9 protein-coding genes are annotated in these 17,631 nt (G+C 38.7%); 5 read left to right on the plus strand and 4 right to left on the minus strand.

The window, feature by feature from the left end:
- Window positions 1-307 precede the first annotated feature (307 nt).
- The 3 genes from BXY_RS13460 to BXY_RS13470 form a co-directional block, all read right to left on the minus strand.
- The gene (locus tag BXY_RS13460) at window positions 308-1,858 is read right to left on the minus strand and encodes a sulfatase family protein (protein ID WP_015532179.1); all 1,551 of its coding nucleotides are present in this window, start codon (window positions 1,856-1,858) and stop codon (window positions 308-310) included.
- A 123-nt stretch (window positions 1,859-1,981) separates the two neighbouring features.
- Entirely contained in the window at window positions 1,982-3,796 is a 1,815-nt protein-coding gene (locus tag BXY_RS13465) for a glycoside hydrolase family 2 protein (protein ID WP_008997660.1), read from the minus strand.
- A 254-nt stretch (window positions 3,797-4,050) separates the two neighbouring features.
- The gene (locus BXY_RS13470; RefSeq protein WP_015532180.1) at window positions 4,051-5,160 is read right to left on the minus strand and encodes a glycoside hydrolase family 43 protein; all 1,110 of its coding nucleotides are present in this window, start codon (window positions 5,158-5,160) and stop codon (window positions 4,051-4,053) included.
- A gap of 165 nt (window positions 5,161-5,325) precedes the next feature.
- On the opposite strand from BXY_RS13470, the gene BXY_RS13475 reads away from it, so the two are divergent.
- Complete coding sequence (locus BXY_RS13475; protein ID WP_015532181.1) at window positions 5,326-6,315, plus strand: glycoside hydrolase family 43 protein; 990 nt, start codon at window positions 5,326-5,328, stop codon at window positions 6,313-6,315.
- Between the two features lie 127 nt (window positions 6,316-6,442).
- Here BXY_RS13475 and BXY_RS13480 read toward each other — a convergent pair whose 3' ends face one another.
- The gene (locus tag BXY_RS13480) at window positions 6,443-8,989 is read right to left on the minus strand and encodes a Kelch repeat-containing protein (RefSeq protein ID WP_015532182.1); all 2,547 of its coding nucleotides are present in this window, start codon (window positions 8,987-8,989) and stop codon (window positions 6,443-6,445) included.
- A gap of 472 nt (window positions 8,990-9,461) precedes the next feature.
- Between BXY_RS13480 and BXY_RS13485 the strand changes: the two genes are divergently transcribed.
- The 4 genes from BXY_RS13485 (at window position 9,462) to BXY_RS13500 (ending at window position 17,544) form a co-directional block, all read left to right on the plus strand.
- Window positions 9,462-11,306 (plus strand): MSCRAMM family protein, encoded by a 1,845-nt coding sequence (locus BXY_RS13485; protein ID WP_015532183.1) that lies wholly within the window; start codon window positions 9,462-9,464, stop codon window positions 11,304-11,306.
- A 119-nt stretch (window positions 11,307-11,425) separates the two neighbouring features.
- Entirely contained in the window at window positions 11,426-14,605 is a 3,180-nt protein-coding gene (locus tag BXY_RS13490) for a SusC/RagA family TonB-linked outer membrane protein (protein WP_015532184.1), read from the plus strand.
- Window positions 14,606-14,642: 37 nt separating this feature from the next.
- A complete protein-coding gene (locus tag BXY_RS13495; protein WP_015532185.1) occupies window positions 14,643-16,697 on the plus strand; it encodes a RagB/SusD family nutrient uptake outer membrane protein in 2,055 nt (684 codons plus the stop codon).
- A 40-nt stretch (window positions 16,698-16,737) separates the two neighbouring features.
- Complete coding sequence (locus BXY_RS13500) at window positions 16,738-17,544, plus strand: DUF3823 domain-containing protein (protein WP_015532186.1); 807 nt, start codon at window positions 16,738-16,740, stop codon at window positions 17,542-17,544.
- Window positions 17,545-17,631 lie beyond the last annotated feature (87 nt).

Genomic DNA, 17,631 nt, shown 5'->3' on the forward strand with positions numbered 1-17,631 from the left:
TTTTAATAAGACATTCCGCTCGTTCTACTGGAGTGGCACGAATTGTTTACTAGAGTGCACAGGCTTGTTCACTGGAGTGAAAGGAACTGTTCATTGGAGTGGAACGAAAGAGATGCCGGTAAGATAATCCGGGCATGTTAGCAGGAAACCATGGAGACATAGGTAGTATTACTTACTAGCTATGCTTTAATACATTAAATATATGAATAAACTAATCCCACTTCAACAGGTTCTATATTTGTTGGAGTGGGATATCAATGCGTTTTTATGTAAAGAGGATATTACTTATATCCTTTGGATCCTCCAATTAAAATAAAGGTGTTGGAAAGGTACGGATTGCTCCACTCAAACGCGGATAAGTTTCCCAGATGTCATCTTGGGTCGGATCATCCAAGTAGCGTGTATCTTTGGTCTTTTTAAGTAATTTGTCCATTTCTTTACGGAGATTATTTAGCTTTTCAGTGCATTTACCATTTCCAACTAAATTATGAAGGCAACCGGGATCGGTAGATACATTATACAATTCTTCATAAGGCCGTTTCCCTGCTGCTTTCAGAAAATAAAGATATATTTCTCTGTCATCTCTGTTGCTGACAATGAAGTCCCATGCCGGACATTGGTCTATGTCGTAATAAGCACTATGCATTGCTTCTAGTCTTCCTTTTTTATCAATAGCGCAAGGGTCACCTGCAGGCCATCTCTCCGGACGGAAGTTTCTGATATAAAGAAAATCTTTTGTTCTTAATGCACGGCTCGGATATCCCCAATTATTGTAACGTGCAGAAGCATGACGTTCTCTTCCTGCAAAAACCATCGTTCTTCCAGTGTCTTTTCTCTTTTTCTGAAGATAGGGTAGTAGACTGATACCTACCATTTGCCCTTTATTATGTATGCCAACTGCATCAAGGATTGTTGGGGCCAGATCGACTCCACTTACAAATTCATCACTGATACCTCCTTTGTTAATCTTACCTATCCAACATATAGCCATTGGAATATGAATACCATATTCAAAACAAGTTGCTTTGGCTGCGGGGAAAGGCATCCCATTGTCTGCCATGACAATAATCAGAGTATTCTCTAATTCGCCCTCTTCTTTCAATGTGTCAAGGATACGGGATAATTGGCTGTCATACCATTCTATTTCCGTTCCATAGTCTAATAAATCTCCTTTTATGGCCTCCTTATCGGGAAGAAAAGAAGGAACTTTTGCATCGGCCAGTTTTCTATTGGCTTTTTTCCAGCTATCCTTTTCATAAGGACGATGCGGCTCACGTGAGCCGACCCAGAAATAGAAAGGCTGTTTCTCCTTTCTGGCGTGGAGAAATTCTTTAAAGTTTTGATAATAATCGGTATTGGACACTCCTTTGAAAGGAGGTTGAATGTGTCTTTTATTGTATTCCGGACCTGCAGGATTATGTTTTCGTCCCGATATTTTCCAGTCGCCGGGGCCCCATCCTTTGCCTGTGCAGCCAACATGATAACCTGCTTCGGCCAAAATATCAGGAAAACATTTATATTCGGCAGGGAAGGAGGAAGCATGAGTACCTGCTTCTGCTATTTGCCAGGGATAAAGTCCGGTTAAGATAGAAGCTCGCGAGGGACTGCTTCCAGGAGAAGTAACGAACGCGTTGTTGAATAACCAGCCGTTGCGGGCTACAAAATCAAAGGCCGGTGTTTTAGCTATGGGTGATCCGTAGGCCGATGCGTGCGGGTAAGACTGGTCGTCGGAAATGACAAATAGTATGTTGGGCCTGTTGGTTTCGGCTGCATTGAGTGACGGAATTACTAAGGGACCGACTAAGGTGGATAAGAAGATATGTTTGCTGTTCATAAAAATCTCCTTTAAATGAAACATTGCTCTCTGACCGATGGCAATGAGAGAGCTTTCTTATTATAAATGAAAATACAGCACCTCGAATTTAAAAATTCAAAGGTGCTGTCTTGATATTCAATAAGGAAAAGAGTATTATTCTATTTATTATTTATTCAGAGAGTTACAGATCTGTTGGTTGATTTCTCTGACTTTAGCTTCATTCATCTTGATTACTTTACGGTCATAAGTCATCAGACCGTTGATTTCACCTTCTACGTCTGTTGTCTGGGTATATACGGCAGCAGAGAATCCTTTCCGGATCAATTCCAACAGATGTTTGCCATATTTAATGTATTCGTTCGTTACTTCGTCCGATGTATTGAACTTCACATAACCCCAGTTTTTCTTGTCATTCACCCAAGTGTTTCCTTCTACTACCAAGCCGATACCTCCATATTCACCCAATACGGTAGCGCGTCTCGGATCGTAAAGGAACATGTTCGGGCCCGGATAGTGGTGAAGGTCGAGAATATCGCCACAAGTATAGTGATTACCACCGCTGGCAGGATTCACCAGGCGGCTAGGATCGTATTCTTTGGTCCATGCTACGATTTCCGGAGTTTTGAATTGTCCCCATGCTTCATTGAAAGGAACCCATACAGCGATACTCGGATAAGAATACAGACAGTCGATGATTTCTTTCCACTCTTTGCGATAGTTAGCTTCCGAAGCAGCAGAACGAATCACTTCCGTACCGTTGAAATAATTGCGTGCCTGCCACTGTGGGCTAGGACCACCGTTCGGCATATCTTGCCATACGATCAATCCTAATTGGTCGCAATGAGTGTACCAGCGTGCAGGTTCTACTTTGACGTGCTTACGTACTATGTTGTAGCCGAAGTCTTTCGTCTTCTTCAAGTCATAAACCAATGCTTCGTCTGTCGGTGCGGTATACAAACCGTCAGGCCACCACCCCTGGTCGAGCGGACCGAACTGGAAATAGTCTTTGTTGTTCAATTGCAGGCGAGTGATGCCATTCTGACCTTTGCGGATAGAATATTTACGCATAGCCGTATAACTCTTTACCTGGTCTATTGCTTTTCCGTCTTTATACAGAGTCACTTCCATATTGTAGAGGAAAGGAGAGTCCGGAGACCACAGTTTAGCATTAGCAGGCATTGTCAGTTCAACAGGTACTCCGTTCAACGCTGCGCCTTTGGCTACAAGGTTCTTACCATCGAATACTTTTACTTCCACTTTGTCGGCAGAGGTCGTATTAGCGGCAACTTCTACCTTAACAGAATTATTGTCAATATCAGGAGTAGTTTTCAGATTAGTGATGTATTGTGTTGCAACCGGTTCCAACCACACTGTTTGCCAGATACCTGTAACCGGAGTGTACCAAATGCCATGAGGATTTGCTATTTGTTTTCCTCTGGGTTGTTCGCCACGATCTGAAGGATCCCATACTTTTACTACCAAGTCATTATTTCCTTTATTAAGTACAGAAGTAATATCGAAATAGAAAGGAGTAAATCCGCCTGTGTGTTCGCCTACTTTTACATCATTCACCCAAACTTCTGCTTTCCAGTCTACCGCACCGAAATGCAGCAGGATTTGTTTGCCGCGCCAGGCTGAAGGAATATCGAAAGTGCGTTGGTACCACAGTTCTTCTTTTTCGTTTATCATTTTACCTACGCCTGATAAAGACGATTCTACGGCAAAAGGAACAAGAATATCGCCTTGGTAAGCAGCAGGCGTAGGATCACCTTTCTTTGTGATTGCATATTTCCAAAGCCCGTTCAAGTTTTTCCAGTCATTACGTTCCATGATAGGACGCGGATATTCCGGCAATACGTTTTTAGGGTCAAGCTGTTCTCCCCACGATGTCTTGATTTTGTCACCGGCAGGTTTCCATTGAGCAAAAGTCGAACCGCATAAAGCCAATGCAAGCAGCATTGTTAGAAAATTCTTTTTCATGTTCATGGTATACATTTATAATTAGTTGTTGAATTGGTATCCCATTAAAAAGGAATATCGCAAAGAAAGTGGAAATAAAAGAGAATAAAGGAAAATTACCGTTCAAAAAATAATAAATTCTCTTCTTTTTTATATAAAGTCCCGTATAAAGCGGCTTCGGATAATAGAGAATGGAAGTGATGGTCAGTTTTTGTCCTTTATGGGTTCATGTAAATTTGCGTTTGACTGCTGAATCGTATGAATAAATGTTTTTGTTATTTTTCAGCTATTTTTGTTCCTGATGGTTTGGGCAATATTGTTCCGGTTTTATTCGGTATTCCCAGTATAGCCATCCCATCTTTGTCCCACTCTATTTTTTGTAAGCGGGGAGTACGTGAGTCCATTGCACCTGGAGCGTCATTCGGTATCTGACGGGCATGATAAAGCATATAACATTCCTTTCCATCCGGTGAAGAGACGAAAGAACTGCCGCCAGGGCCAAAAACTTCATTCTCCGGTTTCTGCTGAAATACGGGTGTCGGATGTTTCTTCCAGGAAGCAGGGTCCAACAGGTTGGCATTGGCGTCTGCTGTTAGCAATCCTACACAATAATAGGGAGTCCAGCTACCGCTGGCGGAATAAAAAATGCATACTTTATCTTTATTCTTCGGCTGAAAGAAATGAGGTGCTTCGTTCACATGGATCGGATAGGCTGTTTTGCTGCCATCGGGATTAACCCATTGACACTCCCATTCATATTCAGGTTTGGAAATCAGGACTCTGTCAGAAGAAAGAGTCCACGGATTTTCCATCGAAGCGATGTAAATACATTGTGTCTCGCTGTCAATTCTTCGTTTTTGCCATCCGCACCAAATCATGTAACGCTGTCCGTTGTGTTCGAAAGTACTCGCATGAATTGCCCAGTTATTATCTTTGTCGGTCGGTATGCGCCCTTTCATGACAAACTTACCTTCTGTAGGAATATCAGCCTCGTTTTCAATCACATAAATCTGGTGATTGTCCATGTTGCCATCGTCTGCTGCGAAGTAAATATACCATTTGTTGTTGATGCGATGCATTTCGGGGGCCCATAAGTGATGGGAATTGCTTGGATCGGTTGGTATCCATACCGGCTTTCTAAGACTGTCATTCAAATTTGTAATATCACTGGTCTCCCAGAGCATGATTCTGCTTTCAGAGCCTTGCGTATAATAATATTTCCCTTCATAAAAAACAGCCCATGGCTCTGCTCCTCTTTCACGTAGCGGATTTGTATAAGTCGCTCCTGTTACGGCTTCCTTTTCCGGCTCTGTTTTCTTCTTGGGTTGACAGGATGCACAAATAATTATTAAAAGTACGGTTAGGAATAACAATCTGCTTCTCATGGTATTTTTTACTTAATAATAATATTGCAAAGAAAGCATAAAATCTTGATAAATCATCTTTTTTTTGCAGATTGGTTAGTATTTATCCTTAATTGGTTCGTATTTATTGAATTTTCTAGTTGTTTTTTCTCATCTTTGCAGCACGAACTTTAAAATTGATATTGTATGAAACTGAAGCACCTTATCCTTCTTAGTATTATTTGCTGTTCCCAGTCTGTATTTGGACAAAAAGCCAATCAACAACCGAAGACGAGTGGCAATCCTGTATTCCCGGGATGGTATGCCGATCCGGAAGGAGTTGTATTTGGGGATGAATACTGGATTTATCCTACGTATTCGGCGCCTTATGACGAACAGACTTTCATGGATGCCTTCTCGTCTAAAGACCTGGTGAACTGGACAAAGCACTCGAAAGTGTTATCAAAAGAAAATATAAGTTGGTTTAAACGTGCTTTGTGGGCACCTGCCGTGATTCATGCGAATGATAAATATTATATATTTTTCGGTGCGAATGATATCCAAAGCAATAATGAACTGGGCGGTATTGGTGTAGCTGTGGCCGACAATCCTGCCGGACCATTTAAAGATGCGTTAGGCAAACCTCTGATTGATAAATTTGTAAATGGTGCGCAACCGATCGATCAGTTTGTTTACAAAGATGATGACGGACAATATTATATGTATTATGGTGGCTGGGGACATTGTAATATGGTGAAACTGGCCCCGGACTTGTTGAGTATCGTACCGTTTGAAGATGGTACCCTTTATAAGGAAGTAACCCCCGAAAAATATGTAGAGGGACCTTTTATGTTGAAACGTAACGGAAAATACTATTTTATGTGGTCGGAAGGCGGTTGGACCGGACCGGATTATTGTGTTGCTTATGCCATTGCCGACTCACCGTTCGGACCCTTCAAAAGAGAAGCAAAAATATTACAGAGAGATCCCAATATTGGAACAGGTGCCGGCCATCATTCAGTTGTAAAAGGGCCGGGAGAGGATGAATGGTACATCATTTATCATCGCCATCCATTGGGTGAAACGGATGGAAACGCTCGTGTGACCTGCGTTGACCGTATGTACTTTGATAAAGATGGAAAAATAAAACCCATAAAGATGACTTTCGAGGGAGTAAAGGCAAGCCCATTTAAGTAAAATCTGAAAAGTTCAGCCCGTCCGTAATTAATATTTTAATAAAGATGGGTCTTTTTTTGATTTATTGTTTTATTTTTGTCCCTTTGTAAATTCAATATATCATAATTGTTGATATGGCTACTGAGAACTAGTGTATGCTCCTCTTTTGTAAATCCATAAAGGAGTAAGTATATTCTCTATTTATTGTATTCATGTATTCAACACAAAACTGCAAGTATTGCACTTTTGCCTCATTTACCATATTCATTTTTGTCAGAGACTGAATTGTATAACAAAGAGCTTCATCATTGATAGGATCAATATGAAATAAACTCTTACAAAGTGCAACAACTATCTTATATGCTTCTTTTTTAAAACAATTTTCGATCTCAATCAATAATACCGGTTCTAATTTTTGCTCAAGATTTCCTTTGAAAGAATCGAACTCTGGCATATCAATTGACCGAAGAAACTTCCCGCGAGATACAATTCCAATTAGTTCTGTCGCATTTCCTCCAGTATTATTTATCATCAAAAGTTTGACGCAAGCAAGATAATCACAATAAAATTCATCCGTGTATTCAATCCTGAACAAACCTTTATCGTATACAAGTTCAATTCCATCAATTTCTTTTAAGATTCCTCTTACATGATTAATGGCAACCCCACGTGAATTTTTCACCTTATCTTCAGATTTACCGGGCCAAAACAATTCACTTAACCTCTGTGATGAGATACCTCCTTTAGGGCTATATTGAAGAATTGATAAGAATACCTGTTTTAATTTGGTACTAAACATATAGGTTATATCCTTATTTTGCCTGTCACGTACCATAAACTCCCCAAACAAATAAATGCTATTAGCTTTTACTAAATTTTGTTCCAAGGAAGTGGAACATTTTACATTTACTGGATTTATAATAGTTTTTTTATCATTTGCTCCTTGTTTCTCATGGGAGCGACGTCTGATAAAAAAGATCAAAGCAGATATAATTACTATAACTAATAATATAAGCAATGCTATCAATATTTGGAAAGTAAATTCACTATTTTTACTGTGAGGTTTGTATGCACTCAATGGCGCATGACTTATCGGAGGAAAAGCCAATGAATACACACCCACACTGGAAGATATATCATCGTCGTCAAATTCCTGAACCACCGCAAAGAGTTTATTGAGTTTGTCACTATAATACAAATTAGCTTTCGTTTTTATCTTTTCGGAACGTATAGGTATAGAGTCACCTAATATTTGAAAAGCTCCGTCTTTGAATGCAAAACGATATAATTTGAGATAAGTATTAGAACAATGTTCCGGATAACAAAGCGTATAAAAATAAGAATCATCCTGAATAACCATTTCTCTTACAGGAACTATGTTTTCTCTATTCCATGGTATTTCCCACAGCTTGGAAACCGTGTTATTGTTCAAGTCTACTTTATGTAAATCATAAAAATATTGACGTCCCACTATTTGTTCGCCTGATTCATTACCCATACCTCCATATATATAGAGAGAATTGTCATCCTTACGGTATCCCATTGATGAAAAATAGCGTGGTTCTATCCGGTCTCCTTTCAAAACTACCGAATCCAGTCTGTTTTTGTTATAATTATACACATACAGTTCTTTACTATAGTATATGTCTCCAAAACCGCCAAATATGAAATGCCGTTCATTCTCCCGATCATAAGCAACACTATGGTGATGAAGTTGCATGGGTAAGTTTTCATTGCTCACTACAGTCCATTCTTTCGCTCGCAAATCCAAAGTTGCAACTGTTGGTTTGCCAGCATCATCTACATGAACTTCATATACATAAAGTTTATTAGCTCCACTATTCCAAAAATTTGTTCCCAGAAAAATATCGATAGGACACTTATTTGCAAGACTATTACATATTACGTCACCCGAGTACAAATTATAGGTAATAAGAGTATCTTTATTAAATATGTAGATATTGTCCGTAAGATCATCAAAATTATAGCCTGCTACACTAGAAGATGTAAACTTATACTTCTGTGCCCAATTATAAGACTCATTTATAAGCCATTTCGGATTACTAACTTGTCCGAATACTTTTCCCTCAATAGAGTGAACCTCCTCTCCTTCACTTTCATCTAAAGGAAAATTGTACTGTTGTTTATCATCAGAAATTATAAGTTGTCTTATTGAGAAAACTGGCACATCAATCATATAATCACTCTTTCCAAAATATATGTCTGGAGTCCATTTAGAAGGTAACTCAAGGTTGTGTACAAAAAATTTTTGTTGTTTGATTGCAAGACATAAAGAATCTTTTTGTAAATCAAATTTTATTGATACTTGAAACCAACGAGATGCTACTAAATCCTTAGTCTCAAATTTGGCAGCAATGAGACTATTCTTTCCTTCTTCATTTAATTTAAACACAGAGAATATACCATCGTTATAATAAGATAAATTATATATCTTATTATTTTCATTCTTTATCCTAACGATATAACCTAAACGAGAAGGACGCGTTAATGACATTTCAAAACTTATATTAAACTTATCCGAAAACTGAATAGGCGTATCATTAAAAACATTATAGGATGTACGCTCATCAATGGGATAATCATTCCCTTTAAATTCTAATCCTTGCCCGTATAAGGTTGATGATAAAAAAAATATACTTATTGTAGCTATGATATGGCAAGATGACAACTTCATAATATTTTATTTGTGTGTTTCTAATCAAAGAATTGAATGCAAATTTAAAATAAAATATCAAATTGCAATAAGCTTAACACCTTTAATATTCATTTTTTTTTCAAAAATATTCTCCAAGAAAAAATAATCATAACTAGCATCTCTCCTATTTTTGAATAAACCACTATTAAAGAAGCGCTTAGTTCCACAGAGATATATCCAGGTATCATATTTATAGAAAAAAACTTCTGTATATGTTTACATTAATGAAAAACAATGAACTCTCAACATTATTGATATATCAAAATATTGACTTTAAATGGCAAAGATTAATGTATTTCCTAGATAAATAACCGCTTTTTAACCTATAAATTAACCGTCATGCTCTTTTTTTGCCAAAAATTATACAACGAATTATAATGCATATAAAAATCAAAAAAAGAAAAACACATTTGACAAATCCGGTAAACTTACAATACATAGATATTTAATTATGAAAAACAAAAAACTTTATTTTGAATTGCGTATGAAACTAATGAAAAACTTACGAACGTTTACGTTCTTTATGTTAGTGGGAGCTATCGCTTTCACAACTAGTTCGTGTAGCGATGACGATGATTCGACCAAGTCCGACTATGGTACTGTAACAGGTATGGTAACTGACGAAAACAACACGCCTATCAATGGCGTTGCAGTTACTATTTCTGATGTCGAAGGTTCTACAGCTACTGGTGCCGATGGAAAGTACTCTTTCTCTAATGTACCTATGGATAAACGTACCATTACATTCACCAAAAAAGATTATCTGACTACCAGCGCAACTGTTTTAGCCGGCAAGTTCGATGCTAATAAAGTAGCATCTATAAGTATTCAGATGCTAAGTGCAGCAGCAAAGGTTATGGGTACTGTAACTGATGCTAAGAACAACAATGCTCCTCTTGCAGGGGTAACAGTAAAACTGGGTTCATTGACTACAACTACCGCCAATGATGGTACATACTTATTTGAAAGTCTCATTATTGATGATTATTCTATTACATTTAGTAAAACCGGTTATGTAGCAGTTTCAAGGGATATCAAGAAAGCCCAGTTTATAGATAAGATAGCCACTCTCGATATTCGTCTGGGTGGAGTAGAAGTATTGCCAGGTTTAACAGCTGATGATTTGAAAGAGGCTGATAAATGGCTTTATAATGAATACAGAGGCGGAAAAAATGCTGATAGCTATCCTCATTGGGATTGGTCAACCGATTATATGTGTACTTTGAGTTTCTGGGGCAATATGGAAGAACAGCCTGAAGGAACCACTCTAAGAATTAGAAATACGGGGGATGAACAAAAAAATCCGGCCAATCTGGATGCATTTGATTCTTATACTTATGGCAGCAAGAAGATTACGGAAGACAACAAGATATTGTCATTAAGAATCCGCACTCATAATGCAGATGACAAAGCACCTGCGTATTTTGGAGTGCAAGTAGTAGATCTTTCTGCTGCAGAACCTGTAGCTGTGAAAGTGGGAGGAACCAAAACCTGTGGTTCGCAAAGTTATACTGATTATGATTTTGACTTAAGTGACTATGTTGGAAAAGAAGTTATTATAGCTATCGGAATCTATCGTACCGCAACAGGTGATTATTGGAAACAATTGGTTCTTCGCGCTATACGCTTCGCTCCACAAAAAGTCGAAGGATGGAACTGGCTGCCCGGCACCGCTATCACAGGTTTGGAAGAATGGAAGTTAACTGCAGAAATGGTCCGTTCAACAATGGTTCAAACAGCTAAATCATTCACTGGAATAAGCCCCATTCGTGGTGGTAGCGGCGATTATTATGCAGCATACCGTGAGTGGCGAAATGTAAATCATATAGCCTATTGTTGGGCATTTATGCCGACAGTAAAAGACCCAGAAGTATTCCCTAGTGAAGGTTATCTGATAAAAACAACGGGGAACGGAGCCGCTAATACCAATAAACCCGAGGCTTATTTCTATGCAAAATTTGCAATAGCAGAAGGAAATAATAAATTAACGTTGACAACCCGCACGTTTGGTAATCAATGGACATTCTTTAAACTTACTGTTATCAAAGAAGACGGAACATTCATCAATCTAAATCCAATATCTAATACGGCCAGAGAAGCAGCTGCTGCAGAAAATGGTTGTTGGAAGTTCAAACATGATGCAGGAGGTCCGGACAATCCTAATACCTATGCTACATTCGTATACGACCTGGCTCAATTTAACGGCAGTAATGTAGTGTTGGCCATAGGCGTATTTAATGGAGAAAAGAGCAGCAATGAAAATAAGCTGGTATTCCACAGCGTCGAATTAAACTAAAAAAAGACCCTGTTCTTACTCGAATCTTTTGCTTGTTTGCCTATTTATCAGGCTAAAGATTCGAGTAGTAACCAGTTCATACTGAATAAAAACATAACTAAATTTTAATAATTATCATTATGATGAAAACACAACGTGCAAAAAAAATGCAATATCTGTATTCTTGCATTCTTATGGTGTTTCTTCTGACTTTGAGCTCACCATCATGGGCGCAGAAAAGAACCATATCAGGTATTGTTACAGATGAAACCAATGAACCTGTAATCGGGGCCAATGTTGTAATCAAAAACACAACCGTAGGTACGATAACCGGTATAGATGGTCAATATCGTATTGAAGCTCCAGATAATGCTACTTTAGTATTCTCTTTTATAGGCTATAATTCTATAGAAGAAAAAGTGAATGGACGTACACAAATCAATGTTTCTATGAAATCCAATGACATCACTCTTAGTGATGTAGTGGTTGTGGGATATGGTGTACAAAAAAAAGTGAGCCTTACCGGTGCAATAGCAGGAGTGAGAAGTACCGACCTATTGAAAACAAAAAATGAGAATCCGCAGAATATGCTTACCGGTAAAATCTCCGGAGTACGCGTATGGCAAAAAAGTGCCGAACCCGGATCTTATAGTAATAATTTTGATATTCGTGGATATGATGCTCCATTGGTCATCATTGACGGTGTTCCTCGTGACGTGCAAGACTTCCAGCGTTTGAATGCTAATGACATTGATGATATATCTGTACTGAAAGATGCTTCGGCTGCTATTTATGGGGTACGTTCTGCCAATGGTGTTATATTAGTAACTACTAAAAAAGGCTCAAAAGAGGGAAAGACAAAAGTCTCATACAATGGTTCCTTTACCATCCAACAGCCATCTGACATGCCTAAACTGTCCGATCCGTATGGAACAATGACTTTATATAATGAAAAGGCGATGAATAAAGTAGATGGTGGGAATATTATATACGGTGAAGATCAGTTCGAAGCTTTCCGCAATGGTTCACGCCGAGCTACAGATTGGAATTCATTAATATTTTCAGATCATTCTCCTCAAACTCAACACGATATCAGCATCTCAGGAGGAAATGAAAGAACCCAATATTATATAGGTATGGGATATTTCTATCAGGAAGGATTTTTCAAATCAGGAGATTTGAATTATGAGAAATATAATATTCGTTCTAACATCTCGACAAGAATTCTTAAAGGATTGACTTTCGAACTCAATCTTAGTGCTTTCCTCGATGAACGAAATTCTCCTTATTACAGTTCAGTAGATATTATTCGCAACTATTGGTCGCAAGGGGTATTGTATCCAGCGTATGCCGATCCGGAAAATACAATGTTAAATTACAAAGGATTAGAATTGGAAAATAATACGGTTGCCTTCATGACTTCCGACGTGTCGGGATACAAAAAGAACAAACAGAAAAATATCCAATCTTCAGCATCACTCAATTATGATTTTGGAACAATAACACCTGTTTTAAAAGGCTTGTCAGCAAAAGCATTGTTTAGTTACGATTACCGATTGGACAACAATGAAAGTTACCGTAAGGAATATTATCAATATGCTTATGATGATTTGACCGATACCTATACTCAAAAATTGTATAACAACAGTTCTCCGAGCAACCTCCTTCGAAAAATGTACGATAAACAACAGACTCTGGCTCAGTTAATATTGAATTATAATCGCACATTTGGAGAACATTCCGTAAGTGGATTAATCGGTTGGGAAACTCAGAAACGTCAGGGAGATAACTTCTATGCCCAACGCAATCTTGCCTTCAGCGTTCCATATCTTTTTGTAGGCGAAGACACTGCCCAACAAGGTGGAATGTATTCGGGTAACTCCGATCTTTACGAGGAAGCTAATTCAGCTTTAATAGGTAGAATAAATTATGCTTACGGAAGCCGTTATTTGCTTGAAGCACAATTCCGTTACGATGGATCATCTAAGTTTGCCAAAGGACATAAATGGGGGTTCTTCCCTTCCATATCAGCAGGATGGCGTATCTCTGAAGAGTCGTTTTTCAAATCAATATCTGCTCTTTCTTTTGTGAATCAGTTGAAGGTACGTGCCAGCTACGGTGTATTAGGAGATGATTTAAGTAATAATTGGAATTATGAATGGGCACAAGGATATAATTATCCTGCTACCAGCGGAAATGCTGAAAAAGGGTATTATAATCAATATGCTCCCGGCTTCGTCTTTGGCGATAAATTCGTTTATGCCGCCTCACCGAAACCTCTTCCTAATGAGGGTATCTCATGGTACGAATCAAGAACATTCGACATTGGTGTAGACTTTGAGGGATGGAATGGTTTATTCGGTTTTGTGATTGACTACTTCGACCGCCGCCGCAAAAATATGTTTGCCCGTAGTAGCGGAGATTTACCAACAGTTGTAGGCGCTGAAGCTCCATTAGAGAACGTTAACAGCGACCGGCAATTTGGTATAGACCTGGAGCTTACACACCGGAATAAAATAGGAGATTTTTCTTATAAGGTAAAAGCAATAGGTACTATTACTCGCAGAAAACACATGACTGCAGTCAATAAAGGTCCTTGGTCCAGTTCTTATGATAGATGGCGCAATGACAATTTGAACAATCGTTATCAAGGTGTTCAATTCGGTTATAATTCAGCAGGACGTTACACTGATTGGAATGATATCTGGACATACCCTATTTATAAAGACAGAGATATACTCCCTGGAGATTACAAGTATGTAGACTGGAATGGAGATGGTGAAATCAATGGTCAAGATGAACATCCTTTTGCATTCGATCAAACACCTTGGTTAAATTACAGTTTGAATTTGGATTTCGCATATAAGAATTTTGATCTGAACATATTATTTCAAGGTTCTGCCCTCGGTTCTATGGAATATAAAGAACCTTTATACAATATATGGGGTGAAAATGGCGGAGGTGCTTTGGAGCAATTCCTTGATCGTTGGCATCCGACAGACCCTCTGGCTGATCCCTACGATCCGAAGACTCAATGGGTAAGCGGTCACTATGGATATACGGGCCATTATCCAAAAGGGAACTCTGAATTCAATCGCGTCAGCACAGCTTATTTACGTCTTAAGAGTATAGAAATTGGCTATACCCTTCCTCGGATAAAAGCTTTGTCGACCATGAACCTTCGCATATTTGCCAATGCCTACAATCTGTTTACAATAACAGGCGTGAAATTTGTCGACCCGGAACATCCTGACGACGATCTGGGTAGAATGTATCCGTTAAACAAAACCTATACAGTAGGAATGTCTCTTTCTTTTTAAGGTTTTGGACAAAAAAATAATTTAAAATATTATCTATATGAAAAAGATATTTATATTATCATTGTTTAGTATCTTATTATTCAGCGGTTGCAATGATCTAGATATTGCTCCCAAGAATCTCATTACCGATAAAGACTTAATAGGAAGCGAATCGGGAATGGATATTTATATGGCACGAATGTACAGTAATATGCCTTTCGAAGATTTTAAATATATGGCAAAATGGGGATTTGATTTCAATTCCTGGTTAGGTGCATTCGGTATTGAAGGAACAGGTGAAGCCGTAGGCAGAGATAACATCTGCAAGAGCTTTACAGGAGAAGATACTCAATACTGGGGAAAATCATTTCCTTTGTTGCGTGATGCCAATTTTTTAATTGAGAACTTGCCGAAATACGAAGGAAACTTTGCTGGTAATGTTTATAATCACTATATGGGTGAGGCTTATTTCGTAAGAGCTTTTGTCTTTTACACGATGGCAAAGCGCTATGGTGGTGTACCGCTGGTTACGAGAGTGATACAATATCCGGCTGACGAAAGTACGCTGGAAGTTCCCCGCTCGTCGGAGAAAGAGACATGGAACCAGGTGTTATCTGACTTTGACACAGCCATATCACTATTAAGTAACAAACCGTTAAAGGATGGCTATTCAAGTAAATACATCGCATTAGCATTCAAATCTGAAGCTATGCTATACGCAGGGTCCGTTGCTAAATATAATGAAACAGTTCAAGGACGTCTTACAGGATTAGGACGCAAAACAGGCGTACGTGTTATCGGATTCGACGAGAGCCAATGGGAAGATGCATCCAAAAAATATTTCACTGAAGCTTATAAAGCAGCCCGTGAAGTAATGATAAATGGCGGTTATGATCTTTATAAGAAAAAATGGGCAGCAAACGATAAAGAAGCTCAATACCAGAATATGGTAGATATGTTTAGCGATCTGACTAGTCCGGAAAATATATATGTAAGAAAATACATATATCCAACCATCACACACGGATATGACGCTTACAGTGCTCCACTAGTATTCCGCGCTCCGCTATCATCTGAAACGTGTCCAACTCTTGATTTTGTAGAATTATTTGATGGCTTCGAACATTATGCTGACGGAACAATGAAAGTAACTGACGGTGCTTCCAACACCGATGGTAACTATCTGCTGTTTAATACACCGATGGATTTCTTTAAAAATGCGGAACCTCGCTTACGTGCCTATGTAATCTTCCCCGGTGACATGTTTAAAGGTAGAGAAATTGAAATCAGAGCGGGAATATATACTGGAGCAACTCCAATCAAACCTTTTTTCAATGATTACTCTTTTGCCAATGCTGACACTCACTACCAAGATTTAAATGCATATACCGGCAAGCCCAAAACATTATATCTCAGTCCTAAGATGGAAAATCAGGAAGTTGTAAAATATGACGGTAAAGATATGACTGCAGGCGGAGAAAATGGTCCGTTCTATGACCAGGGAGAATCGGCAATAACCGGATTTTATGGACGTAAATGGCTAAACCCAGCTCCATCGTTTGCGGCAGGCGAAGGAAAATCAGCTCAACCTTTTATATTGATGCGTTATGCTGAAGTTCTGCTCAATGCGGCCGAAGCAGCAATAGAGTTATCTTTAGCCGGAGTAACATCTCCTGATGGAGAAAATCTTCTCCAGCTGGCAACCAAAGCAGTAAATGATATCCGTGAACGTGCAGGAGCTACTCTGTTGACAAGTAACCTGACAGCTACAGAAGGAGGACGTGACATCGTACGGAAAGAACGTCGTAAAGAATTAGCCTTTGAGCATAAGACTAAATGGGATTTGCGTCGTTGGCGTGTACAAGATTACAATAATAGAGGCGGATTTTGGGGTGAAACAAGAGATAAAGATAAGTTTAGCAGTAATTCCCGTTATCGTTTCCGTGGATTATATCCTTTCTTCTCAACCCAAGCTGGTAAATACTTCTTTGACGCTCGTTTCCAATGGACTTCAAACAGAACTGCTGACTACAGTACTATTGACTACTACTTCGGAATACCGGGTGGAGAAGTAACGAAGAGTCCGCTAATCGATCAGCAGCCTAACCGATAAAAGATAAGTGATATAAAAAACTAATTAAGAAACATAGAATATGAAAAAGATAACATTTTGTACCTTATTATGTGCACTGTTCACTTTCGGTTCCTGTGACATGTTCAGCGTTGACAATTACGATGAACCAGCGGAAACATTGCAAGGTGAAGTAGTAGATGTAGCTACAGGAGAAAAAGTGCTGACCGACCAAGGCAGTGAAGGTATTCGTGTGCGCTTGACTGAACTCAGTTGGGGTGATAATGTTCAGCACAACCCAGATTTTTATTGTATGCCCGATGGCACATTCCAGCATACAAAATTATTCAAAGGCACATACAATATCCGTATTGATGGTCCATTCATACCCCTAGTGCGAGAAGATAACTATGGAGTGCCTTTAGCTGATGAAACGATAGAGAAAGAAATATCAGGCATAACAAAAGTACGTTTTGAAGTAGAACCTTTCTTAAAAATAGTATTCGTAAGTGAACCGACAATCAGCAATGGCAAAATTACGGTAAAGGTCAAAGTAACGAGAGGTGTCAGCAAAGAAATCTTCAAAGAAAAAATTGAACCTCTAGGAGAATATAAAGACAGCTTTTTAAATATGACTGACATACAACTATTTGTGAGTTATTCTTCAACTGTTGGATATAGAGCACGAGACGATCGTTGGTCTAATAAGATAGAGTACACTGGGGCAGACTTTGAACCTCTTTTTGGAACGGAAGTTACCATCAAATCCAACGGTACAATACCTTCAGGCAGAACAGTATTTATACGAGCAGCTGCCCGTATAAACTACGAAACAGAAAGTGTCCGTCGCTGGAATTACAGTGAACCTATGGAAGTCTTAGTTCCATAATTATTGGCATAGAATTTAGATTAAAACAATCCTATTTTGAAAAGAGGTTAGCCTCTTATCCTTACGTGGATAACCTCTTTCATAAAT

This window comes from Bacteroides xylanisolvens XB1A (assembly GCF_000210075.1).
Taxonomy (GTDB): domain Bacteria; phylum Bacteroidota; class Bacteroidia; order Bacteroidales; family Bacteroidaceae; genus Bacteroides; species Bacteroides xylanisolvens.

Coding starts and splice junctions, on each gene's coding strand:
- BXY_RS13470 (WP_015532180.1), bottom strand. CDS start 5,160: ATGAGAAGCAGATTGTTATTCCTAACCGTACTTTTAATAATTATTTGT.
- BXY_RS13460 (WP_015532179.1), bottom strand. CDS start 1,858: ATGTTTCATTTAAAGGAGATTTTTATGAACAGCAAACATATCTTCTTA.
- BXY_RS13495 (WP_015532185.1), top strand. CDS start 14,643: ATGAAAAAGATATTTATATTATCATTGTTTAGTATCTTATTATTCAGC.
- BXY_RS13465 (WP_008997660.1), bottom strand. CDS start 3,796: ATGAAAAAGAATTTTCTAACAATGCTGCTTGCATTGGCTTTATGCGGT.
- BXY_RS13485 (WP_015532183.1), top strand. CDS start 9,462: ATGAAAAACAAAAAACTTTATTTTGAATTGCGTATGAAACTAATGAAA.
- BXY_RS13480 (WP_015532182.1), bottom strand. CDS start 8,989: ATGAAGTTGTCATCTTGCCATATCATAGCTACAATAAGTATATTTTTT.
- BXY_RS13475 (WP_015532181.1), top strand. CDS start 5,326: ATGAAACTGAAGCACCTTATCCTTCTTAGTATTATTTGCTGTTCCCAG.
- BXY_RS13490 (WP_015532184.1), top strand. CDS start 11,426: ATGATGAAAACACAACGTGCAAAAAAAATGCAATATCTGTATTCTTGC.
- BXY_RS13500 (WP_015532186.1), top strand. CDS start 16,738: ATGAAAAAGATAACATTTTGTACCTTATTATGTGCACTGTTCACTTTC.